19 protein-coding genes are annotated in these 23469 nt (G+C 71.5%); 10 read left to right on the top strand and 9 right to left on the bottom strand.

What is annotated here, in order from left to right; all coding sequences use genetic code 11:
• Positions 1–3: 3 nt before the first annotated feature.
• The 7 genes from ACZ7MG_RS28000 (at position 4) to ACZ7MG_RS27970 (ending at position 6145) form a co-directional block, all read left to right on the top strand.
• Positions 4–816: a PaaX family transcriptional regulator gene (locus tag ACZ7MG_RS28000; RefSeq protein ID WP_471384646.1), complete on the top strand. Its 813-nt coding sequence runs from the start codon at positions 4–6 to the stop codon at positions 814–816.
• A gap of 111 nt (positions 817–927) precedes the next feature.
• Positions 928–1824, top strand: a complete 897-nt coding sequence (locus ACZ7MG_RS27995) for a sulfotransferase family protein (RefSeq protein WP_471384648.1) — start codon at positions 928–930, stop codon at positions 1822–1824.
• Complete coding sequence (locus ACZ7MG_RS27990; RefSeq protein WP_471384650.1) at positions 1806–2231, top strand: hypothetical protein; 426 nt, start codon at positions 1806–1808, stop codon at positions 2229–2231. The genes ACZ7MG_RS27995 and ACZ7MG_RS27990 overlap by 19 nt, the downstream gene beginning before the upstream one ends.
• Positions 2228–3472: a glycosyltransferase family 4 protein gene (locus ACZ7MG_RS27985; RefSeq protein ID WP_471384652.1), complete on the top strand. Its 1245-nt coding sequence runs from the start codon at positions 2228–2230 to the stop codon at positions 3470–3472. Before ACZ7MG_RS27990 ends, ACZ7MG_RS27985 begins: the two co-directional genes overlap by 4 nt.
• Positions 3469–4029 (top strand): adenylyl-sulfate kinase, encoded by a 561-nt coding sequence (cysC, locus tag ACZ7MG_RS27980; RefSeq protein WP_471384655.1) that lies wholly within the window; start codon positions 3469–3471, stop codon positions 4027–4029. The genes ACZ7MG_RS27985 and cysC overlap by 4 nt, the downstream gene beginning before the upstream one ends.
• Positions 4026–4928: a sulfate adenylyltransferase subunit CysD gene (gene cysD / locus ACZ7MG_RS27975; RefSeq protein WP_471384658.1), complete on the top strand. Its 903-nt coding sequence runs from the start codon at positions 4026–4028 to the stop codon at positions 4926–4928. Before cysC ends, cysD begins: the two co-directional genes overlap by 4 nt.
• Before the next feature lie 2 nt (positions 4929–4930).
• Entirely contained in the window at positions 4931–6145 is a 1215-nt protein-coding gene (locus ACZ7MG_RS27970) for a sulfate adenylyltransferase subunit 1 (RefSeq protein ID WP_471384661.1), read from the top strand.
• A gap of 66 nt (positions 6146–6211) precedes the next feature.
• Here the strand turns inward: ACZ7MG_RS27970 and ACZ7MG_RS27965 are convergent, their stop codons facing one another.
• From ACZ7MG_RS27965 to ACZ7MG_RS27955, 3 genes are all read right to left on the bottom strand, one after another.
• Positions 6212–6787, bottom strand: a complete 576-nt coding sequence (locus tag ACZ7MG_RS27965; RefSeq protein ID WP_471384663.1) for a DUF1062 domain-containing protein — start codon at positions 6785–6787, stop codon at positions 6212–6214.
• 208 nt (positions 6788–6995) lie between these two features.
• Positions 6996–9353: a bifunctional salicylyl-CoA 5-hydroxylase/oxidoreductase gene (locus tag ACZ7MG_RS27960; RefSeq protein WP_471384666.1), complete on the bottom strand. Its 2358-nt coding sequence runs from the start codon at positions 9351–9353 to the stop codon at positions 6996–6998.
• 17 nt (positions 9354–9370) lie between these two features.
• Positions 9371–10198: an enoyl-CoA hydratase family protein gene (locus ACZ7MG_RS27955; RefSeq protein WP_471384669.1), complete on the bottom strand. Its 828-nt coding sequence runs from the start codon at positions 10196–10198 to the stop codon at positions 9371–9373.
• A 352-nt stretch (positions 10199–10550) separates the two neighbouring features.
• Between ACZ7MG_RS27955 and ACZ7MG_RS27950 the strand changes: the two genes are divergently transcribed.
• A complete protein-coding gene (locus ACZ7MG_RS27950) occupies positions 10551–11003 on the top strand; it encodes an ATP-binding protein (RefSeq protein ID WP_471384672.1) in 453 nt (150 codons plus the stop codon).
• A gap of 18 nt (positions 11004–11021) precedes the next feature.
• On the opposite strand, the gene argF is transcribed toward ACZ7MG_RS27950, so the two are convergent.
• Together argF and ACZ7MG_RS27940 are read right to left on the bottom strand one after the other, a co-directional pair.
• Positions 11022–12029 carry an ornithine carbamoyltransferase gene (gene argF, locus ACZ7MG_RS27945; RefSeq protein ID WP_471384674.1) on the bottom strand — a complete coding sequence of 336 codons (1008 nt, stop codon included), beginning with the start codon at positions 12027–12029 and terminating at the stop codon, positions 11022–11024.
• 126 nt (positions 12030–12155) lie between these two features.
• Positions 12156–13379 (bottom strand): arginine deiminase, encoded by a 1224-nt coding sequence (locus ACZ7MG_RS27940; RefSeq protein WP_471384677.1) that lies wholly within the window; start codon positions 13377–13379, stop codon positions 12156–12158.
• A gap of 161 nt (positions 13380–13540) precedes the next feature.
• Here ACZ7MG_RS27940 and ACZ7MG_RS27935 point away from each other — a divergent pair, with 161 nt between their 5' ends.
• Together ACZ7MG_RS27935 and ACZ7MG_RS27930 are read left to right on the top strand one after the other, a co-directional pair.
• Positions 13541–14695: an SPFH domain-containing protein gene (locus ACZ7MG_RS27935; protein WP_471384680.1), complete on the top strand. Its 1155-nt coding sequence runs from the start codon at positions 13541–13543 to the stop codon at positions 14693–14695.
• On the top strand, positions 14692–15591 hold the full coding sequence (locus ACZ7MG_RS27930; RefSeq protein WP_471384682.1) for an NAD(+)/NADH kinase: 900 nt from the start codon (positions 14692–14694) through the stop codon (positions 15589–15591). The genes ACZ7MG_RS27935 and ACZ7MG_RS27930 overlap by 4 nt, the downstream gene beginning before the upstream one ends.
• Before the next feature lie 222 nt (positions 15592–15813).
• Here ACZ7MG_RS27930 and uppS read toward each other — a convergent pair whose 3' ends face one another.
• From uppS to ACZ7MG_RS27910, 4 genes are all read right to left on the bottom strand, one after another.
• Entirely contained in the window at positions 15814–17733 is a 1920-nt protein-coding gene (uppS, locus tag ACZ7MG_RS27925; RefSeq protein WP_471946164.1) for a polyprenyl diphosphate synthase, read from the bottom strand.
• A 227-nt stretch (positions 17734–17960) separates the two neighbouring features.
• Positions 17961–20552 (bottom strand): polynucleotide kinase-phosphatase, encoded by a 2592-nt coding sequence (locus ACZ7MG_RS27920; protein WP_471384683.1) that lies wholly within the window; start codon positions 20550–20552, stop codon positions 17961–17963.
• Complete coding sequence (locus ACZ7MG_RS27915; RefSeq protein ID WP_471384686.1) at positions 20549–22186, bottom strand: 3' terminal RNA ribose 2'-O-methyltransferase Hen1; 1638 nt, start codon at positions 22184–22186, stop codon at positions 20549–20551. Before ACZ7MG_RS27915 ends, ACZ7MG_RS27920 begins: the two co-directional genes overlap by 4 nt.
• Positions 22187–22439: 253 nt before the next feature.
• Positions 22440–23363, bottom strand: a complete 924-nt coding sequence (locus ACZ7MG_RS27910; protein ID WP_471384689.1) for an LLM class F420-dependent oxidoreductase — start codon at positions 23361–23363, stop codon at positions 22440–22442.
• Between the last annotated feature and the right edge of the window lie 106 nt (positions 23364–23469).

The raw sequence follows: 23469 nt of genomic DNA, 5'->3' as shown, positions 1-23469 counted from the left end.
AAAATGATCAACGTGTCCGAACAGCACGCACCCCGTTCGCTCATCGTCACCTTCTACGGCGCGTACGGCCGTTCGGTGCCGGGCCCGGTGCCCGTCTCCGAGCTGATCCGGCTGCTCGCCGCGGTGGGTGTCGACGCGCCCTCCGTCCGCTCCTCCGTCTCCCGGCTGAAACGGCGCGGCCTGCTGCTGCCGGCCCGAACGGCGGCGGGGGCGGCCGGGTACGCGCTGTCGGACGACGCCCGGCAGCTCCTGGAGGACGGCGACCGGCGGATCTACGCGACGGCGCCCGAGGAGGACGAGGGCTGGGTGCTCGCCGTGTTCTCGGTGCCGGAGTCGGAGCGGCAGAAGCGGCACGTCCTGCGCTCCCGGCTGGCCGGGCTCGGCTTCGGCACGGCCGCCCCGGGCGTGTGGATCGCGCCGGCCCGGCTGTACGAGGAGACCCGGCACACCCTGGTCCGGCTGCGGCTCGACCCGTACGTGGACCTCTTCCGGGGTGAGCACCTGGGGTTCGCGGCGACGGCCGAGGCGGTGGCGCGCTGGTGGGACCTGGCCGGGATCGCCAAGCAGCACGAGGCGTTCCTCGACCGGCACGCGCCCGTGCTGCACGCCTGGGAGCACCGGAAGGACACCCCGGCGGAGGAGGCGTACCGGGACTATCTGCTGGCTCTGGACTCCTGGCGCCATCTGCCCTACGTGGATCCCGGGCTGCCCTCGGCGCTGCTTCCGGCGGACTGGCCGGGGGTGCGGTCGGCGGCCGTGTTCCGGGCGCTGCACGGCCGGCTGCGGGACGCGGGGGCCGGGTTCGCCGACACCTGATCATCGGACTGATCATCCGGATCGTAAAGTCCTGTAACAATTTCGTTCACTTAGGGAACGCTCAGGGTTCTCCTTCTATCTTCTCAGAATCCTTACTTACCATCCTGACGCATGAGTCTCATGCGCAACCTGAACCGTGCACTCACCGCCACCACCGGTCTGCAAGTCCGCAGGGCGCCCGCGGCGGCACCCGCCGCGCCCAAGGCCACGGCGCCGAAGCCGGCCGCGAAGAAGCCCACGGCGGTGTACCGATGTCCGGCTCCCGAGGACCTCGCCACGGACCGGTTGCTCAGGCAGCCGGTCTTCATCATGTCCCCGGTGCGGTCGGGCTCCACCCTGCTGCGCATGCTCATGAACGCGCACTCCCGGCTGCACTCCCCGCACGAACTGCACATACGCAGGCTGGAGGTCGGCTACGGCAGCAAGCTGTCGCAGAAGGCGATGAGCGCCCTCGACCTGGAACGCGGTGACCTGGAGCATCTGCTGTGGGACCGGGTCATGCACCGCGAACTGGTCAAATCAGGCAAGGACTTCGTCGTCGAGAAGACCCCCAGCAACGCCTTCGTGTACGAGCGCATCCGGGACTGCTGGCCCGACGCCCGCTTCGTCTTCCTGCTGCGCCACCCGGTCTCCATCGCCCAGTCCTGGCACGAGGGCGACCCCGACAAGCGCACCTACGACGAGGCCGCCGCCGACGCGCTGCGCTACATGAAGGCCGTCGAGAAGGCCCGCAAGGCGGTCACCGGCGGGCACACCGTGCGCTACGAGGACATCACCGCCGACCCCGAGAAGGAGATGCGGGGGCTCTGCGACTTCCTCGGCATCGACTTCGAGCCGGGCATGCTCGACTACGGCAAGAAGGACGACGCCCAGGTCGTGAAGGGCCTCGGCGACTGGCGCGACAAGATCAAGACCGGTCAGGTGCAGGCCGGACGGGCGCTGCCCACCGAGGACGACATCCCCGACCTGCTGCGGCCGATGTGCGAGGCGTGGGGCTACAGCAAGTGAAGCCGCACGCCGAGATAGCCGAGGTCTGGCCGCGCGACGGGCGCATCAGACTCGTCGGACGCATCCACGGGGTCCCGGCGGACGGCACCTGGCAGCTGCTCCTCACCCGGCGCGCCCGGACCGGCCACACCCTGCGCTACGACGCCGACGTCAAGGGCGACCGCTTCGAGAGCCGGCTGCCCGTCGCCGACCTCGCCGCCCCCGATCACGCACCCGTCGAGGAGTGGGACATCCACCTCACCGACGGCGAGGTCGAACTGCGCGCCGGGAAGCACCTGGACGACGTACGCGGCAAGAAGAAGATCTTCGTGTATCCGGAGCAGCGCACCGGGGACCTCCGGGTGCGCCCCTACTACACGATCAAGGACAACCTGTCTCTGGAGTGCCGCACGGGAGGCACCGCATGACCGACCGCCGCCCGCTCCCCCAGCGCCCCCGCATCCGCTATCTGCTGCTGCACGCCTACGGCCGGGGCGGCACCATCCGCACGGTGATGAACCAGGCCAACTCCCTGGTCGCGGCGGGCTGGACCGTGGAGATCGTCAGCGCGCTGCGCCGCCGCGACGACATCCAGTTCCCGCTCGACCCCCGGGTGAAGGTCTCCACGGTCGTGGACATGCGCGAGGGCGCCTACACCCCGCCGTCCGGCATGGTCGCCCGCTGGCGCGACCGCAAGCGCGGCGAACTGCTGGAGGCACCCGCCCGGCACATCCCCAAGGGCGAGTTCGGCTACCGCTACTTCAACCGGTACGTCGAGGACCGGCTCATCGCCTATATGCGGTCGCTGACCGACGGCGTCCTGGTCACCACCCGGCCCGCGCTGAACTTCCTGGCCGCCGAGCACGCCACCGGTGGGGTGGTCCGGGTCGCCCAGGAGCACATGAACCTCGGCACCCACAAGCGGGACGTGCAGCAGCGCATCCGGGAGACGTATCCGCGCTTCGCCGCGGTGGCCGTGCTCACCGAGCGCGACCGCGACGAGTACGCCGAACTCCTGCCCGGGACCGAGGTCGTGCGCATCCCCAACGCCGTGCACTCCCTCGACCAGGTCCCCGCCGACCCCAGGTCGAGGATCGCGGTGGCGGCCGGCCGGCTCTTCCCGCAGAAGGGTTTCGACCTGCTGATCCCGGCCTGGGCGAAGCTCGTCGAGACCTACCCCGACTGGCAGCTGAGAATTTACGGCAGCGGCGAGAAGAAGTCGGAACTTCGTCATCTCATAGAAGAACACCATCTCTACAATCACGTGTTCCTCATGGGACACACCGACCGCTTGGACGACGAACTCGCCAAGGCCTCCTTCTACGTGCTCAGTTCACGCTTCGAGGGACTGCCGATGGTGATGATCGAGGCGATGAGCCACGCCCTGCCCGTGGTGAGCTTCGACTGCCCGACCGGCCCCGCCGATGTGCTGACGCACGGCGTGGACGGGCTGCTCGTCGCACCCGAGGACCCGGACGCGCTCGCCGACGCCATGGCCAAGCTGATGGCCGACGAGGTGCTGCGCGCCGACATGGGGGTGGCCGCGGTCCTCACCGCCGCCTCCTACGGTCCGGACTCCGTGCACCACCGCTGGGAGTCCCTCTTCACCTCCCTCCACGAACAACGGCACGGCATCGCCGCCGGCGCCGCGAAAGGAACCCACGCATGACCACCTCGTCCAGGGCTTCCAGGGCCCAGGGAGCCACGGTCTGGCTCACCGGACTGCCGAGCGCGGGCAAGACCACGATCGCCCGTGTCCTCGCCGGCCGGCTGCGCTCCGAGGGGCATCGGGTGGAGGTGCTCGACGGTGACGAGATCCGCCGCTTCCTCTCCGCCGGCCTCGGCTTCTCCCGCGAGGACCGCAACACCAACGTCCAGCGCATCGGCCTGGTCGCCGAGGTGCTCGCCCGCAACGGCGTGCTCTCCATCGTCCCCGTCATCGCGCCGTACGCCGACAGCCGCGAGGCGGTCCGCAAGCGCCACGACGTGAGCGGCACCCCGTACTTCGAGGTGCATGTCGCCACGCCCGTCGAGGTGTGCAGCGAGCGCGATGTGAAGGGTCTGTACGCCCGCCAGGCCGCCGGGCAGCTCAAGGGGCTGACCGGTGTCGACGACCCGTACGAGCCGCCGGCCGACCCCGCGCTCGTCCTCCCGACGCAGGACCAGACGCCGGACGAGTCGGCCGCGTCGGTGTACGCGCTGCTGGCGGAGCGGGGCCTCGTATGACCGCCCCCGCCCTGTCCCACCTGGACGCGCTGGAGTCCGAGGCGGTCCACATCTTCCGTGAGGTGGCGGGCGAGTTCGAACGGCCGGTGATCCTGTTCTCCGGCGGCAAGGACTCCATCGTCATGCTGCACCTGGCCCTGAAGGCCTTCGCCCCGGCGGCGATCCCCTTCACGCTGCTGCACGTCGACACCGGGCACAACTTCCCCGAGGTCCTGGAGTACCGCGACCGTACGGTGGCCGAGCACGGGCTGCGGCTGCACGTCGCCTCCGTGCAGGACTACATCGACCGGGGTGTGCTGCGGGAGCGGCCGGACGGGACGCGGAATCCGCTGCAGACCGTGCCGTTGACGGAGAAGATCCAGGCGGAGCGGTTCGACGCGGTCTTCGGCGGTGGGCGCCGGGACGAGGAGAAGGCGCGGGCCAAGGAGCGGGTGTTCTCGCTGCGGGACGAGTTCTCCCAGTGGGACCCGCGGCGGCAGCGTCCCGAGCTGTGGAACCTCTACAACGGGCGGCACGCTCCTGGGGAGCATGTGCGTGTCTTCCCGCTGTCCAACTGGACCGAGCTGGACGTGTGGCAGTACATCGCCCGGGAGGGCATCGAGCTGCCGGAGATCTACTTCGCCCATCAGCGCGAGGTGTTCCGGCGGGGCGGGATGTGGCTGACCGCCGGTGAGTGGGGCGGCCCCAAGGACGGCGAGACGGTCGAGAAGCGGCAGGTGCGGTACCGGACGGTCGGTGACATGTCCTGCACGGGTGCGGTGGATTCGGACGCGGTGACGCTGGACCAGGTCATCACCGAGATCGCCGCCTCCCGGCTCACCGAGCGGGGCGCGACCCGCGCCGACGACAAGATGTCCGAGGCCGCGATGGAAGACCGTAAGCGCGAGGGGTACTTCTAGCCATGACCACGATGACCATCGACACCCTGCGCTTCGCGACCGCCGGTTCGGTCGACGACGGCAAGTCCACCCTCGTCGGGCGGCTGTTGCACGACTCCAAGTCGGTGCTGGCGGACCAGTTGGAGGCGGTGGAGCGGGCCTCGGCGAGCCGCGGCCAGGACGCCCCGGACCTCGCGCTGCTCACGGACGGGCTGAGGGCCGAGCGGGAGCAGGGCATCACCATCGACGTGGCCTACCGCTATTTCGCCACGGCCAAGCGGCGGTTCATCCTCGCCGACACCCCCGGCCATGTGCAGTACACCCGCAACATGGTGACGGGTGCCTCCACCGCCGAGCTGGCGATCATCCTCGTGGACGCGCGCAACGGCGTGGTCGAGCAGACGCTGCGGCACGCCGGCGTGGCGGCCCTGCTGCGGGTGCCGCATGTGGTGCTCGCGGTCAACAAGATGGACCTCGTCGGCTACGAGGAGAAGGAGTTCCGCCGGATCGTCGAGGACTTCGCCCGGCACGCGGACGAGCTGGGGCTGCCAGGTTTCACCTCGATCCCGGTGTCGGCGCTGGCCGGTGACAACGTCGTCGAGCGCTCCGGGCACATGGACTGGTACGACGGTCCGGCGCTCCTGGAGTTCCTGGAGACCGTGCCGGTGGGCGTGGCGGCGGCGGACGCACCGGCCCGCTTCCCCGTGCAGTATGTGATCCGGCACGGTGAAGTCCGCTACTACGCCGGGCAGTTGGTGTCGGGCTCGCTGCGGGTGGGTGACCGGGTGGCAGTGCAGCCGTCCGGTGAGACCTCCGAGATCACGGGGATCGACGTGCTGGGTGAGGCGGCGGAGGCCGCGTACGCGCCGCAGTCGATCAGTGTGCGGCTGGCGGACCAGCGGGACGTCTCGCGCGGGGACATGATCACGGCGGCCGGGACGGACACGCCGACGCTGACGCGGGACGTCCGGGCGGCGGTCTGCCATCTCGCGGAACGGCCGCTGCGGGTGGGCGACCGCGTGCTGCTCCGCCACACCACCCGCACCGTCAAGGCGATCGTCGAGGACCTCGGCGGGTACCCCGAGCTGACCACGAACGACCTGGGCCGGATCGCGCTGCGCACGGCCGAGCCGCTGGCGCTGGACGACTACGCGGTGGTGCGGCGGACGGGGGCGTTCATCCTGGTCGACCCGGCGGACGGGGCGACGCTGACGGCGGGGATGGCGGAGCTGCCGTAGCGGCCGTAGCTGCCGTAGCCGGCTTCCGGGGGCTTGTCCGGCAGTTGCCGCCGGACAAGCCCCCGGTCACCGACTCGGTAGCGGGGAAAGGGACCAGCGCTTGAGCGTGAAGGTGAAGTCGCCGGAGAGCCTGCCGCTCAGCCGGACCGCCGACACGAGCTTGCCCTCCGTGATCAGCCGCTCGGCCTCGGCCCGTCGGAGACCGCAGCCTTCGGCGATCAGCCGCACCGGACGGACCGGGATCCGCGCCGCGAAGCGGACCGAGACGTCGAGCACCTCATGGTCCCGGTGATCCGTTCCGCCGGTGTCGAGGCGCCAGGCACCGCCCCAGTCGAGGGCGACGCGATTGCGGCGCAGCAGGGCCGGGTCCTGGAGCAACTCGGCTGCCAGGGAAGGGTCGTTGGCGTGCATGCGGTCCAGCAGCTCGGGCCGTACGGAGCGTACGTTCACCCGTTCCAGGATCGTGAGTTTCGCCGTCTCCCCGCACCCGGCGCAGAGCACGAGGAGCCAGGCGTCGAGGAGTTTGTGGTGGGCGTTGACACGGAACTTGCCGTTCGCCCGGAAGCGCTCGGACGCGCACGCGTGGCAGCGACGGCGGACGAGCGGCAGGCAGGTGGGCATGACCACCCAGGTGGTGAGCACAGAAGTACACCGGTTTCAGTGAGAAATCCGCAGCGGGAAGCAGCGCGGCGCACAGGTGCGACGCGCGACAGATCAGCTCTCGGGGGGTCTCACACGGTGTACAACGGCACGTCCTTGCCCAGACGACTCGGTCCGGCAGCACGGTAGCGACCGGTGGCGGTGCCGCTCCACCGGTTTTCGGGCGCCCCGGCGGCCCACCCTCGCTCGGCTAGGACAGGGTCAGCCGGGGCTTGGGGGCGTCCGTGCGGCCCGTGGTGGGGCGGCGGCTGCCGGCGCGGTAGGGGGCGGGCCAGGCCACGCCCGGTCCCTCGTAGCCCTGTTCCGCCGCCGCGTGGAGGGTCCAGTGCGGGTCGTACAGGTGGGGGCGGCCGAGGGCGCAGAGGTCCGTACGGCCCGCCAGGATCAGGGAGTTGACGTCGTCCCAGGAGGAGATGGCGCCGACGGCGATCACCGGGATTCCCACCTCGTGCCGGATCCGGTCCGCGAACGGGGTCTGGTACGAGCGGCCGTACTCGGGGTGTTCGTCGGCGACGACCTGCCCGGTCGAGACGTCGATCGCGTCGGCGCCGTGCGCGGCGAAGGCACGGGCGATCGCGACGGCGTCCTCGGCCGTGGTCCCCCCGTCGGCCCAGTCCGTCGCCGAGATACGGACGGTCATGGGGCGCTCCTCCGGCCACACCGCCCGTACGGCGTCGAAGACTTCGAGGGGGAAGCGCAGCCGGTGGTCGAGCGGACCGCCGTAGCGGTCGGTGCGGCGGTTCGTCAGCGGGGAGAGGAAGCCGGAGAGCAGGTAGCCGTGGGCGCAGTGCAGTTCGAGGAGGTCGAAACCGCTGCGGGCGGCACGGCAGGCGGCGGCGGTGAACTGCTCCCGGATGTCGGTGAGTTGGGCGCGGGTGAGGGCGCGCGGGGTCTGGCTGCCGGGCTTGTACGGGATCGGGGAGGCCGCCGTCAGGGGCCAGTTGTCCGCGTCCAGCGGCTCGTCGATGCCCTCCCACATCAGTCTGGTCGAGCCCTTGCGGCCGGAGTGGCCCAGCTGGACGCCGATGGCCGTACCCGGCGCGCGCTCGTGCACGAACGCCACCGTGCGGCGCCAGGCCTCGGCCTGCCGGGGGTTCCAGAGCCCGGCACAGCCCGGGGTGATGCGTCCCTCGGGGCTCACGCACACCATCTCGGTCATCACCAGCCCGGCGCCGCCGAGGGCACGGGCGCCCAGATGGACGAGATGGAAGTCGCCGGGGACGCCGTCGGTCGCCGAGTACATGTCCATCGGGGAGACCACGACCCGGTTGCGCAGCGTCAGCCCGCGCAGCCGGAACGGGGTGAACATCGGGGGCGTTCCCGGCGGGCAGCCGAACTCCCGCTCCACCGCGTCCGTGAAGCGCGGGTCGCGCAGGCGGAGGTTGTCGTGGGTGACACGGCGGCTGCGGGTGAGCAGATTGAAGGCGAACTGCCGGGGCGGCCGGTCGAGTTGGCTCCCGATGTCCTCGAACCACTCCAGGCTGGCCCGCGCCGCGCGCTGGGTGGAGGCCACGACCGGGCGCCGCTCCGTCTCGTACGCCGTCAACGCCGTTGCCAGGTCCGGCTGTTCCTCCAGACAGGCGGCGAGCGCCAGGGCGTCCTCGACGGCCAGCTTCGTACCGGAGCCGATGGAGAAGTGCGCGGTGTGCGCGGCGTCGCCGAGCAGCACCAGATTGCCGTGCGACCAGCGCTCGTTGACGACCGTGCGGAAGGTCGTCCAGGTGGAGTTGTTGGAGCGCAGGGGTCTGCCGCCGAGCGCGTCCGCGAAGAGTTTCGCGCACCGCTCGACCGACTCCCGCTCGTCCGCCCGGTCCAGCCCGGCGGCCCGCCACACCTCCTCGCGCATCTCCACGATGACGGTGGACGCGTCCGGCGCGTACGGGTAGCCGTGCAGTTGCGTCACGCCGTGCTCGGTCTCGGCGATCTCGAAGCGGAACGCCTCGAAGGCGAAGTCGGCGGCGAGCCAGATGTAACGGCACCGGTGTTCCTCGACCGTCGGCCGGAACACCTCCGCGTACGCCTCGCGCGTCGCGCTGTGCACCCCGTCCGCCGCGACGACCAGGTCGTACGTCTCGCAGAGCCAGGCGGGGTAGGGGGCCTCCGTGCCGAAGCGGAGCTCCACGCCGAGGGTGCGGCAGCGGTCCTGGAGGACGCGGAGGAGGCGGTGGCGGCCCAGTGCGGCGAAGCCGTGGCCTCCGGCGGTTTGGCGGGTGTTTCGGTGGGTGATGGTGATGTCGTCCCAGCGGGTGAAGTGGGGCCGCAGGGCGTCGTAGACGGTCGGGTCGGCGTGTTCTATGCCGCCCAGGGTTTCGTCGGAGAGGACTACGCCGAAGCCGAAGGTGTGGTGTGGGGGGTTGCGTTCCCAGACGGTTATGTCGCGGGTGGGGTTGAGGCGTTTGAGGAGGGCTGCGGCGTAGAGGCCGGCTGGGCCGCCGCCGATGATCGCTATACGGGTGGGGGGGTTGGGGTTCGTTGGCGGCTGCGGGTTTGTGGGGGCTGGTCGCGCAGTTCCTCGCGCCCCTGGGGTGGCTGTGCCTGGACTTGGCATGTCAGGCGACGTAGGCATCAGTGGCCCTGCCACTTCGGGGGGCGTTTTTCTGTGAACGCCGCGTGGAATTCGGTGTAGTCGTCGGCGGTCATGAGGAGGGCCTGGGTCGCGGCGTCCAGTTCGATGGCGGCCGACAGGGGCATGTCCAGTTCGGCGGTCAGCAGCGCCTTGGTCTGGGCGTGGGCCAGGGCCGGGCCCTCGGCCAGGCGGCGGGCCAGGGTCTGTGCGGCCTCGTCGGCGCTGCCCTCGTCGGTGAGCTGGCTGATGAGGCCGATGCGTTCGGCCTCGGGGGCGCGGACGGGTTCGCCGAGCATCAGGAGGCGGGTGGCGTGGCCGAGGCCGACGACGCGGGGCAGGAGGTAGGCCGCGCCCATGTCGCCGCCGGAGAGGCCGACGCGGGTGAAGAGGAAGGAGAAGCGGGCGGTCGGGTCGGCCACCCGGAAGTCGGCGGCCAGGGCGAGCACCGCGCCGGCGCCCGCGGCCACGCCGTGCACGGCGGCGATCACCGGGAACGGGCACTCGCGTACGGCCCGGACGACCTGCCCGGTCATCCGGTTGAAGTCGAGCAGCTGGGCGGTGTCCATGGAGAGGGTGGCGCCGATGATCTCGTCGACATCACCGCCGGAGCAGAAGCCGCGGCCCTCGCCGGCCAGCACCAGGGCCCGTACGGACCGCTCCCGGGAGAGTTCGGCGAGCAGGTCGCGCAGGTCGGCGTAGGCGCCGAAGGTGAGGGCGTTGAGTTTCTCGGGGCGGGCGAGGGTGACGGTGGCGACACCGTCGGTGATCTGGCACCGCAGATGCCGCCAGTCGGCGGTGCGGGCGGCGGAGCCGGTGAAGGGACTCATGACGGGGCGGCCTCCTCGGGGGCGCTACCGCTGCGCTGCGGCTGCCTGTGTTCCCTGCCTGTACTTCGCTTGCTTCCCCTGCTTGCTTCCCTGCTTCTCGAAGTTATCACCGTTATCTGACTGTCGTCATGAGTGCGCGATAGGGCGTTTCCGGGTGAGGGGGTCCGTGACTCGGTCACGGGCGTTCGACAAGGCCGTAACGACGGGATCGGTCGGGCGCGGCGGGGCGTTGCCGTGGGTAGACCGCCCGGCAACGGGGCCGACGGTCCCCCACGGCGCCCGCCGCGCGACTTCGCCGGTCCTCGCCGTACCATTCGTCACGTTGAAAGCAGGACGACCCATGACCTGCTCCATGAACGGATCCGCCGCCTTGCAAGAACCCTCCGCCCCCGCCTCCTGGCGCATCGCGCTGCCGCACACCGCCGCGGCCGTGCCCGTGGCCCGTGCGCTGGTGCGTACGGCGCTGACCGACCTCAAGCACGGCGCGGACTGCGACACGGCGGAGCTGCTCACGGCGGAACTGGTCGCGAACGCGGTCGAGCACGCGGCCGGTGACGGGCCCATAGAGCTGGTCGTGGAGCTGGTACCGACCGGCTGCAAGGTGGAGGTCCACGACCCGGACCCGGCGCCTCCGGGCGACCTGACCACCCCGGGTCACCTCGACCCCGATCCCTGGCAGGAGCACGGACGCGGTCTCCTCCTCATCCGCGCCCTCAGCTCGGCCTGCGGCCACCGCCCCACGGACTCCGGCAAGGCGGTGTGGTTCAGGCTGCCGACGGTGCCGCCGCAGCGCCGGCACGCATAGACAGCGCCGGGCCGGGACTCAGCCCAGCGTCGCCACCAGGACCGCCTTGATCGTGTGCAGACGGTTCTCCGACTCGTCGAAGACGACGGAGTGCGCCGACTCGAACACCTCGTCCGTCACCTCCAGCGAGTCCAGCCCGTGCAGCTCATGGATCTCGCGCCCGACCTTCGTACCGAGGTCGTGGAAGGCCGGCAGGCAGTGCAGGAACTTCACGTCCGGGTTGCCGGTGGCGCGCAGCACGTCCATGGTCACGGCGTACGGGGACAGCGCCCCGATCCGCTCGTCCCAGACCTCCTTGGGCTCCCCCATCGACACCCAGACGTCGGTGGCGATGAAGTCGGCGCCCTCGACCCCGTCGTGGATGTGCTCGGTGAGCGTGATCCGCGCCCCGCTGATCTCCGCGAGCTTGCGCGCGTGGGTCACGATCTCCTCGGCCGGCCAGTAGGCCCGCGGGGCGACGATCCGGACGTCCATACCGAGCAGGGCCCCGGTGACCAGGTACGAGTTGCCCATGTTGAAGCGGGCGTCGCCGAGGTAGGCGAAGGCCATCCCGTCCAGCGGCTTGTCGCTGTGCTCGGTCATGGTCATGATGTCGGCCAGCATCTGGGTGGGGTGCCAGTCGTCCGTGAGGCCGTTGTAGACGGGTACACCGGCGTACGCGGCCAGTTCCTCGACGTTCGCCTGACTGTCGCCGCGGTACTCGATCGCGTCGAACATCCGGCCGAGCACCCGTGCGGTGTCCTTCACCGACTCCTTGTGGCCCATCTGCGAGCCGGACGGATCTAGGTACACCGTCCGGGCACCCTGGTCGGCCGCGGCGACCTCGAACGCGCAGCGGGTGCGCGTCGAGGTCTTCTCGAAGATGAGCGCGATGTTCCGGCCCCGCAGCCGCTGGGTCTCCGTCCCGGCCCTCTTGGCCGCCTTCAGCTCCACGGCCAGCTCGATCAGCCCACGGAACTCCTCCGCGGTGAAGTCCAGCTCCTTGAGGAAGTGGCGCCCGGCGAGGGCGTGGGGAACGGTCGCCATGGGGCGCTCCTGGGTCGACGGGACGGGGACAGCGAAGGAAGGCTGGAAGTCTATACGACGTTCCACATTTCTATACGGCCCCACCGCCCATACAGTCACATCGCCCATACGGTCATACCGTCCAGGTCATACCGGCGCCCTCTCCACCGGGCAGCTCATACAACGCGGCCCCCCTCTCCCCCGCCCCAGCTCGCTCCCCGGGATCTCGATCACCTCGATGCCCTGCTTGCGCAGATGCGTGTTGGTGGTGGCGTTGCGTTCGTAGGCGACGACGACGCCCGGCTCGACGGCGAGGACGTTGCAGCCGTCGTCCCACTGCTCGCGTTCGGCGGCGTGGACGTCCTGCGTGGCGGTCAGCACCCGGATGGAGTCGAGGCCGAGCGCGGCGGCGATCGCGCGGTGCATGTGCTCCGGCGGATGGTCGGTGACCTTGAGTTCCTTCTCCCCGACGCCGGGTTCGATGGTGTACGAGCGGAGCATGCCGAGTCCGGCGTACTGGGTGAAGGTGTCGCCGTTGACCATGGTCATGACGGTGTCGAGATGCATGAAGGCCCGGCGCTTCGGCATGTCGAGGGCCACGATGGTCTGCGCGGAGCCGGCGGCGAAGAGCTTGTGGGCGAGCATCTCGACGGCCTGGGGCGTGGTGCGCTCGCTCATCCCGATGAGGACGGCGCCGTTGCCGATGACGAGGACGTCGCCGCCCTCGATGGTGGACGGGTAGTCGGCCTGCCCCTCCGACCAGACATGGAACGCTTCGGCACGGAAGAGCGGGTGGTGCCGGTAGATCGCCTCGAAGTGCACGGTCTCGCGCTGGCGGGCGGGCCAGCGCATGGCGTTGATGGAGACCCCGTCGTAGATCCAGGCGGAGGTGTCGCGGGTGAAGAGGTGGTTGGGGAGGGGGTCGAGGAGGAAGTCGTCCAGCTCCATGACATGGAAGCGGACGCTGGCCGGTTCCATGTGGGCGTCGAGGAACTCGCGCTTGGTCATGCCGCCGATCAGCGCCTCGACCAGTTCGGTCAGGGGCAGCGATTCGAAGGCGGCCCGGAGGTGGTCCGTGGCGAGCGGGCCGTACTCCTTCTCGTCGAAGACGCGGTCGAGGACGAGTTCCCGGGCCTGCGGGAGGCGCATGACGTCGGTCAGGAGGTCGCCGAAGAGGTGGACGGCGACGCCCCGGTCACGCAGCACATCGGCGAACCCGTCGTGCTCGGCGCGCGCCCGGCGCACCCACAGCACATCGTCGAAGAGCAGCGCGTCCTTGTTGCTGGGGGTGAGCCTTTTGAGCTCAAGATCCGGCCGGTGCAGGATGACGCGGCGCAGGCGCCCGGCCTCGGAGTCGACATGGAATCCCATGTCCTCATCCTGACCATTCGGGCGCGTGTTCACCCGCCGGTCGGCCGAATCGGGATCCTTCGAACTCCTCCATCTCGTCCCCTTGACGATAACCGGATCACTCCTTTATCGTCCAAGTGACACTAATTGGTGTCGTCCGGTCGTCACGAGGGGGATCATCCATGGCCGACATCACCAGACGGCTCGGCTGGCGGCATCTGCGCGGGGCGCCCACCGCGCACATCCGTCACCACCGCTCCGGGCGGCTCGCGCACGACGGCCCGGGGCTGAGCTTCTGGTACCGGTCGCTGAGCGCCGCGCTCTCCGAAGTCCCGGTGGACGACCGGGAGTTGGCGATGACCTTCCATGCCCGTACGTCCGACTTCCAGGACGTGGCGGTGCAGGCGACGGTGACCTACCGGGTGAGCGACCCGGCCATCGCCGCCGCCCGCCTCGACTTCTCCATCGACCCCGACACGGGGGTCTGGCGCGGCGCTCCCCTGGAGCAGCTGTCGACCCTGCTGACCGAGACGGCCCAGCAGCACGCGCTGGACGTCCTGGCCCGTACGACGCTGGCCTCGGCCCTGGTCGACGGGGTCGCGGCGGTCCGGGAGCGGGTGGCGAGCGGCCTGGCGGCCGAGCCCCGGCTCCCCGCCACCGGGATCGAGATCGTGGCCGTCCGCGTGGTGGCGCTGCGGCCCGAGCCCGAGGTGGAGCGGGCGCTGCGCACACCGGCCCGGGAGCAGATCCAGCAGGAGGCCGACCGGGCGACGTACGAGCGCCGGGCCGTGGCCGTCGAGCGGGAGCGGGCCATCGCCGAGAACGAGCTGGCCAGCCAGATCGAACTCGCCCGGCGCGAGGAGCAGTTGGTCGAGCAGCGGGGCACCAACGCACGGCGGGAAGCGGAGGAGAGGGCCGCCGCGGACGCGGTGAAGGCGGGCGCGGAGGCGGCCCGGACGGTACGGCTGACCGAGGCGGAGGCCGAGCGGACCGTCAAGCTCGCGGAGGCGGAGGCCGCGCGGAGTGTCCGGCTCGCGGAGGCGGAGGCGGCACGGAGTGTGAAGCTCGCCGAGGCCGAGGCGGTACGGCAGGTCAGGCTGGCCGAGGCGGAGGCGCGCGCCGCGCGGGCCGTGGGTGAGGCGCGGGCCGAGGCACAGGCCGCGTGGCTGCGGGTGCACGCCGAGGTGGACGCGGCGACGCTGCACGCGCTGACCGGGTCGCGGCTCGCGGAGAACCTGCCGCGGATCGAGAGCGTGACGGTGTCGCCGGACGTGCTGACCGGGCTGCTGGCGAAGCTCGGCGGCGGTGGGGCGAGCACCACGGGGGGCTCGGCGTGAGTCTGGCGCCGCGGGTGGTGCTGGTCCATCGCACCACCGAGTACGAGGAGTTGGTGGCCCGGCACGGTACGCACGGCCAGGCCGCCTTCTTCCTGCGGTCCCGGGGGCGGGACATCGAGGACGTGGCCGAGCGGCACCGGCGGGAGCGCGGGGCGCTGGCCGAGGTCACGTCCTCGGTGCCGCTGACCTGGCGTCAGGCACGGGTCGAGCGGGCCGACCTGGACCGGTTCCTCTTCGCCCCCGAGGACGTCGTGGTGGTCGTCGGCCAGGACGGGCTGGTGGCCAATGTCGCGAAGTACCTCGCGGGGCAGCCGGTGGTGGGGATCAACCCCGATCCGCGGCGCAATCCGGGGGTGCTGGTGCGGCATCGGCCCGACCAGGCGGGGAAGTTGCTCGCCGCCTCCATGCAACAAGGCTCCGGGGCCGATGAGTTGACCATGGTCGAGGCCGTCGCCGACGACACGCAGCGGCTGGTGGCGCTCAACGAGATCTACCTGGGCGCGGCGGGGCATCAGACCGCCCGGTACCGCCTGGGGCTCGACGGCGACGGGGGTGCCGTCGAGTCCCAGGCCTCGTCCGGGGTGCTGGTCGGGACCGGGACCGGGGCGAGTGGGTGGATCCGGTCCGTGTGGCAGGAGCGGGCGAGTGAGCTGGTGCTGCCGGGGGTGAGCGAGGCGCGGCTGCTGTGGTTCGTGCGGGAGGCGTGGCCGTCGCCGGCCACGGGGACGTCGTTGGTGGCGGGGGTGCTGGACGGGGGCGGGCGGTTGTCGCTCGCCGTCGAGTCGGATCGGCTGATCGTGTTCGGAGACGGGATGGAGGGGGATGCGCTGGAGTTGACGTGGGGGCAGACGGTGCGGGTGGGGGTGGCGGGGGTTCGGTTGCGGTTGGTGGGGTGACGTGTGGGGTCGAGTTTCGGGTGCGGGTGAGTGGGGGTTGCCCGCGCAGTTCCCCGCGCCCCTGAAAAGCAGGGGCTGCGCCCCGTGCTTTTCGCCCCGAAAGGGCCGCAGGCCTCTTTCAGGGGCGCGGGGAACTGCGCGAGAAGCCCCACGCACCCCCACCCGCACCCGCACCCGCACCCGCCAGAACGACCCGCACCCCCGAGCTATGAGGCGCCCCTGTCACTCCGGGACGGAAGCCGCGCCCTTGCGCCGCTTGCGCTGGGTGTAGGCGACCACGGCCTCCCACAGGTCACGGCGGTCCACCTCGGGCCAGGGCGGCTCCGTGAAGTGGAGTTCGGCGTAATGGGCGTGCCAGGGAAGGAAGTTGGAGGTGCGGATCTCCCCGCTGGTGCGCCACAGGAGGTCGACGTCGGGCAGCGCGTGATGCGGCAGGTGCGCGGCGAAGAGCTGCTCGGAGACCCTGGCGGGGTCGACCTCACCGGCCAGCGCGGCCCGGGCCAACGCCGCGCCCGCCTGGGCGAGTTCCGCGCGACCGCCGTAGTTGACGCAGACGTTGAGGGTGAGGCCGGTGCGGTGGCGGGTGGCGTGCTCCTGGGTGCGGAGGACCTCCACCACGTCGTCCGGGAGACCGTCGGGCGAACCCACCCAGCGCAGCCGTACGTCGTGGTCCAGCAGCTCCCCGTCGAGGAGTTCCGCGCGCATGATCGCGAAGAGTTTGGAGACCTCGTCGGGCGACCGCTTCCAGTTCTCGGTGGAGAAGGCGTAGACGGTCAGATGGGCGAGGCCGATCTCCAGGGCGCCCTGGACGACGTCCCGGAGGGCGACCGCCCCGGCGCGGTGGCCCTCGTCGCGGGGCAGCCCGAGGCCGGTGGCCCAGCGGCCGTTGCCGTCCATGACGATCGCCACGTGCTGCGGGAGATGGGCCTCGGCTATGGCCGGCGGGCGGGCGCCGTCGCGGTGCGGGCGGGGCGGGAGGGGTGGTTCGGCGATCCGGGTGGTGAGCCGTCCGGGGCCGGTCAGCGGGTCCGGTGCGCCGGCGTCCGCCCCAGGGCCGTCGCCCGGGGCCGCGCGGTTCGTCGCCGCCGTCCTCGCCGGGGCGTCCGCCCCGCCGGGCGGCAGCGTCAGCCGCCACACCACGGCCGCCCGCGCCCGCGCCGGGCCGATGATCCGCCACTCGACGGCACGGGAGACCCGTACCGGCCGGTGCAGCACGGCCGATCCGGCCCGGAGGATCGCGTCCAGCTCCGCGCCGAACAGTTCGACGGCACTGTCGAGCACGATGGCGGGGCCCAGCGGCAGCGTGTTCCGCAGCGCCCGGCGGGAGTCCTCCAGCCACTGCCGGGCCTGACCGGTGAGGTGCGCGATCAGCCTCCGGACCGCGGGCGTCCACTCACGGGAGATCAGGTCGGCCGGGGTGACCTGGAAACGGTCCATGACGTCGGCGGGGAACCACACCTGTCCGGCATCGAGGTCCTCGCGGAGGTCGCGGAGCATGTCGGTGAGGAACAGCCCGTCCACGAACCGGGTGAAGCCCGGGAGGTCGCGGAGCCGTACGGGGACGGGCAGTCCGACCCGGACCAGCATCCGCATCAACTGCTCGGGCCAGCTGATGTTCTGGGCGTGGGCACGCTCGCGCCACTCCTGCCAGTCGGCGACGCCCGTGCGGTCGTCGTCCCGCTGGACCGCGTCCAGGGCGCCGAGCAGGTCGCCGAGGTCGAGCCCCCAGTGCCACACCGAGTCGGTCAGCGCGAGCCGGATCGGGTCCTCGCTGGTGCCGCTCGCCAGGTCCGCCTCCAGCGCGGCCCGCCACTCCTGGAGCCGCCGGCTGCGCTGCTCCGGGGTGCCCTCGGTGGAGTCGATCAGGTCGTCCGCGCGGGAGAAGGCCGCGTACAGGGCCCAGCAGGCGGGGCGGGCCACCGGGGGCATGAGCTGCATCAGGGCGTGCTCGGTGGGCCGGGTCGTACGGACCAGGCGGCGGCACTCGTCGTAGGCGGCGTCGAGTGCCGATCGCTCTCTCCCGGACCGTGCGACCGACCATGAGACCGGCCGCGAGACGGATCGTGAGACGGATCGTGAGACGGATCGGGTGACCGCCCGCGTGACGGACCCGGTGACGGGCCGCCTGGTGCTGCGACGCATGGGGAACCCCACATACCTTCGAATGGGACCGATGGGACCGACTCGGGTGACAGCGATCGCCTGCGACTGGCCGCGATCACTGTCCCCCGAGCACTGCCGGAACCGCTGGAACCATTCGAACGCAGTGCACGGCCACGCCTGCCTGCGACATTATCAGCCGCATTGTCGCCTCACAGGGGTGGGGCCGCCCGCCACGGACGGGTGACCGTCCATGGCGGGCCGGTGCCTCACAGCCGGGGGTCGACCGGCTCCGACTCCAGGGCCAGCACCCCGAACACCGCCTCGTGCACCCGCCACAGCGGCTCCCCCTCGGCGAGCCGGTCCAGGGCCTCCAGGCCGAGGGCGTACTCGCGCAGGGCGAGCGACCGCTTGTGGTTGAGGAACCGGCCGCGCAGCCGGGCGAGGTTCTCGGGCCGGGTGTACTCGGGGCCGTAGATGATCCGCAGGTACTCCCGGCCCCGGCACTTGATGCCCGGCTGGACCAGCCGTCCCTTATCGCTCCGCACCACCGCTCCGACCGGCTTGACGACCATGCCCTCGCCGCCCCGGCCGGTCATCTCCAGCCACCAGTCGATGCCCGCCCGTACGGACGCCTCGTCGGCGGTGTCGACGAAGAGCCGCCGGGTGGTCTGCAGCAGGCCGCTGCCGTCGAACTCGACGAGCCGGTCGATCAGGGCCAGCTGCTCGTCGTGCGGGAGCGCGGCGAGGCTGCGGCCCTGGACGGCGAGGATCTGGAAGGGGGCGAGGCGTACGCCGTCCAGGCCCTCGGTGGGCCAGCAGTAGCGCCGGTACGCCTCGGTGAACGCGGCGGCGTCGGCGGCCCGTTCCCGCTGCTTGCCCAGCAGCTCGCCCACGTCCACCCCGCGTGCCGCCGCGCCCTCCAGGGCGGCCAGCGCGCCCGGGAACACCGCCCCGGAGGCGGCGCCGACGGCCGCGTACTGGGTGCGCAGCAGCCCGGACGCCTTCAGCGACCACGGCATCAGCTCGGCGTCCAGCAGCAGCCAGTCGGTGTCGAGTTCGGCCCAGAGTCCGGCCGCGGTGACGGCCTCGCGGATCCGGCCGAGGACCAGCTCGGTACGGGCCTCGTCGGCGAAGAACGGGCGGCCGGTACGGGTGTAGAGGGCACCGGTAGGGCCGTCCACGCCGAAGCGTTCGCGGGCCGCGTCCGCGTCACGGCAGACCAGGGCGACCGCCCGCGAGCCCATGTGCTTCTCCTCGCACACGACCCGCGCGACACCGTCCTCCTTGTACTGCGCGAACGCCTCCGCCGGGTGCTCCAGGTAGCCCTCGATGTGCGAGGTGGCGGTCGGCGCCATGGTCGGCGGCAGGTACGGCAGCAGCCGGGGGTCGACCGCGAAGCGGCTCATGACCTCCAGGGCGGCGGCCGCGTTCTCCTCGCGGACCGACACCCGGCCCGCGTGCCGGGTCTCGACGACCCGCCGTCCGTGCACGTCCGCCAGGTCCAGCGGCCGGCCCTCGTGCCCGCCGGGCGCCTCGGTGGCCAGCGGCCTGGCCGGTTCGTACCAGACCTTCTCGGCCGGTACGTCGACCAGTTCGCGTTCCGGCCAGCGCAGCGCGGTCAGCTTGCCGCCGAACACCGCGCCCGTGTCGAGGCAGATGGTGTTGTTCAGCCAGGTGGCGGTGGGCACCGGGGTGTGGCCGTAGACGACGGCGGCGCGACCCCGGTAGTCCTCGGCCCACGGGTAGCGCACGGGCAGCCCGAACTCGTCGGTCTCGCCGGTGGTGTCCCCGTACAGCGCGTGGCTGCGGACCCGGCCGGAGGTGCGGCCGTGGTACTTCTCCGGCAGCCCGGCGTGACAGACGACCAGCCGGCCGTCGTCGAGGACGTAGTGGCTGACGAGGCCGTCGATGAACTCCCGTACCTCCTTCTTGAACTCCTCGCTCTCGCCCTCCATCTGCTCGATGGTCTCGGAGAGTCCGTGCGTGTGCTGGACGTTGCGGCCCTTGAGGTAACGGCCGTACTTGTTCTCGTGGTTGCCGGGCACGCACAGGGCGTGGCCCGAGCCGACCATGGACATCACGCGCCGCAGCACGCCCGGACTGTCGGGGCCCCGGTCGACGAGGTCGCCGACGAAGACCGCCGTGCGGCCCTCCGGGTGGACGCCGTCGACGTAGCCCAACTTGCCGAGCAGGGACTCCAGTTCGCTCGCGCAGCCGTGGATGTCGCCGACGATGTCGAACGGGCCGGTGAGGTGGGTGAGGTCGTTGAAGCGCTTCTCGGTGACGATCGTGGCGTTCTCGACGTCCTCGACACCGCGCAGGACGTGCACCTTGCGGAAGCCCTCGCGCTCCAGGCTCCGCAGGGAGCGGCGGAGTTCGCGGGTGTGGCGCTGGATGACGCGGCGCGGCATGTCGGCGCGGTCGGTGCGGGCCGCGTTGCGTGCGGCGCACACCTCCTCCGGGACGTCGAGCACGATGGCGATGGGCAGCACGTCGTGCTTGCGCGCCAGTTCGATCAGCTGCTTGCGGGACTCCTGCTGCACGCTGGTCGCGTCGACCACCGTACGGCGGCCGGCCGCGAGGCGCTTGCCCGCGATGTAGTGCAGCACGTCGAAGGCGTCCTTCGTCGCGCTCTGGTCGTTCTCGTCGTCGGAGACGAGGCCCCGGCAGAAGTCGGAGGAGATGATCTCGGTGGGCTTGAAGTGCCGGCGGGCGAACGTCGACTTGCCGGAGCCGGACGCGCCGATCAGCACGACGAGGGAGAGGTCGGTGACGGGCAGGGTGCGGCCCCTGGGGGTGTGCTCGACGCTCACCGCGGCGGTGCTCTCGGGGGTGGTCTCGGGGGTGGTCTCGCTCATGCTGCCTTCGCCTCCTTCTCACTGGTGCCGTCGGTGTCGCGGCGGGTGAACACGCCCATCTGGGTGGGGGGTCCCACCTCGGGGTCGTCCGGTCCTACGGGCACGAACTCCACGTCGTAGCCGTGCCGTTCGGCCACCGTGGCCGCCCAGCCGCGGAACTCCTCGCGGGTCCACTCGAAGCGGTGGTCGCTGTGCCGGGCGTGGCCGGCGGGCAGGGTCTCCCAGCGGACGTTGTACTCGACGTTCGGGGTGGTCACGAGAACGGTCCGGGGGCGGGCCGAGCCGAAGACCGCGTACTCCAGGGCGGGCAGCCGGGGCAGGTCGAGGTGCTCGACGACCTCGGAGAGCACGGCGGCGTCGTAGCCCTTGAGCCGCTTGTCGGTGTAGGCGAGGGAACTCTGGAAGAGCTGGACGCGGGACGCCTGGCGCTCGCCCATGCGGTCGAGCTTGAGGCGGCGGGAGGCGATGGTGAGCGCGCGCATCGACACGTCCGTGCCGACGATCTCGGTGAACCGGACGTCCTTGAGCAGCGCCTGCACCAACTGGCCCTGCCCGCAGCCGAGGTCGAGGACGCGGGCGGCGCCGGACTCCTTGAGCGCGGCGATGATCGCGTCCCGGCGCTGGACGGCGAGCGGTACGGGCTTCTTCTCGGCCGCGCCTTCGCCGCTCTTGGCCGCGCCGTCGCCCTTGGCCGCGCCTTCGCCCTCGGCCTCGGCCTCGGCACGTCGGGTGTCCGCGGTGTCGCCGGTGTCGCCGGTCTCCTCGGTCTCGTCCGCGTCCGCCGTCTCCGGTGTCTCCGGTGCGTCCGGTGCGTCCGGTGTGTCCTCGACCGCGTTGTCGATCTCCTCGACCTCGCTGTCGTCGGCCTCGGCCAGCCGTACGAGTTCCAGGCGCTCCATGGCCTGCCGGGTCAGCGACCAGCGGCGGGAGAGGTAGCGGCTGGTGATCAGCTGGTGCTCCGGGTGGGCCGGGAGCCAGCCCTCGCCGGCGCGCAGCAGCTTGTCGACCTCGTCGGACGACACCCAGTAGTGCTTGGCGTCGTCGAGGACCGGCAGCAGGACATACAGGTGGCGCAGCGCCTCGGCCAGGGTCAGCGACTCCGACTCCAGCACGAGCCGTACGTAACGGGAGGCGCCCCATTCCGGGAACGCGGTGTCCAGCGCCACCGGCTCGGCCGTGACCGTCCAGCCGAGCGGCGCGAAGAGCTTGCCGACGAGGTCCGGGCCGCCGCGTGCGGGCAGCGCCGGTATCTCGACGCGCAACGGGCGGACCTGTTCCGGGAGTTCGGGCCGGGCCTTGCAGTGACCGCGCATCGCGCTGGAGAACACGTCGTTCAGCGCGACGGCGAGCAGGGAGGAGGCCGCGTAGGGGCGGTCGTTGACGTACTGGGCGAGCGCGGCGTCCGGTGCGCCGCCACGGCCCTTGCCCTTGCCGCGCCGGACCAGCGCCACCGCGTCCACCTCCAGCAGCAGCGCGGCCGTGCACCGCTCGGCGTCCGCCTCGGGGTAGAGGACGTGCGCCTTTCCGTAGGAGGTGGAGAACGCCTGCGCGCTGTCGGGGTGCTTGTGCAGCAGCCAGCCGAGATCGGTCGCGGGGCGGTCCGGGGTGCCGGTGGTACTGATCGTCAGGAACACGGTGGGGTGCCTCGTGGTGGGTGGTTGAGCTTGCGGAGAGCCCAACGTACAGGGGTGGGGGGTGGGTGTACCTGGGCTTTTTCGCCCCCGCCGCCCCTACCCGTCCCTCCCCCACTCTCGGCTTCGCTCGAGCGGGAGGTGCCCCCAACCAGGGGCTGCGCCCCTTCGACCCCCACACGTCCGTCCGGTGGGGGCTGGTCGCGCAGTTCCCCGCGCCCCTTTCGGGGCGCGGGGGGTTGGGTGGGGCCCTGGTTTACGGCAGCTGGGACTGGACCTGGGTGGAGATCAGTTCCAGGTGGTCCAGGTCGTCGAGGTCGAGGATCTGGAGGTAGAGGCGCTGGGAGCCGACGGCCTGGTAGCGGGCGATCTTGTCGACGACCTCGGCCGGGGAACCGGCGAGGCCGTTGGCCTTCAGCTCGTCGACCTCACGGCCGATCGCGGCGGCGCGGCGGGCGACCTCGGCGTCGTCCTTGCCCACGCAGACGACCAGGGCGTTGGAGTACACGAGGTCGTCGCCCTTGCGACCGGCCTCCTCGGCGGCCTTGCGGACCCGGCCGAACTGGCGCTCGCTGTCCTCGATCGAGGCGAACGGCATGTTGAACTCGTCGGCGTACCGCGCGGCCAGCCGAGGCGTACGGCTCGCGCCGTGGCCGCCGATGAGCACCGGCACCTTGGCCTGCGCGGGCTTGGGCAGCGCGGGCGAGTCCGTCAGCTGGTAGTAGGTGCCCTCGTACGAGAACGTCTTGCCGACCTCGGTGGCCCACAGACCGGTGACGATGGCGAGCTGCTCCTCCAGGCGGCCGAACTTCTCCTTGGGGAAGGGGATGCCGTACGCCTTGTGCTCCTCCTCGAACCAGCCCGCGCCCAGGCCGAGTTCGACCCGGCCGCCGGACATCTGGTCGATCTGCGCGACCTGGATGGCGAGCACCCCGGGCAGCCGGAAGGTGCCGGCGGTCATCAGGGTGCCGAGGCGGATGCGCCTGGTCTCGCGGGCGAGTCCGGCCAGGGTGATCCAGGCGTCGGTGGGGCCGGGCAAGCCGTCCGAGGAACCCATGCGGAGATAGTGGTCGGAGCGGAAGAAGGCGTCGAAACCGAGGTCCTCGGTGGCCTTGGCGACGGTGAGGAGGGTGTCGTAGGAGGCGCCCTGCTGGGGCTCGGTGAAGATGCGAAGATCCATGCCTCCATCCTGCACGCCGGGCGGTCGGTCAACGGCATCGGTCCCACCCGCGCCGCGGGCCCACGGTCGGGTGAAATCCGTCAATCCGGCGCATGGGGCGGGCGCG

Source organism: Streptomyces sp. NPDC107538, from assembly GCF_055657445.1.
Note: the sequence above shows the minus strand (reverse complement) of the source record. Positions and strands in the feature narration are given on the sequence as shown.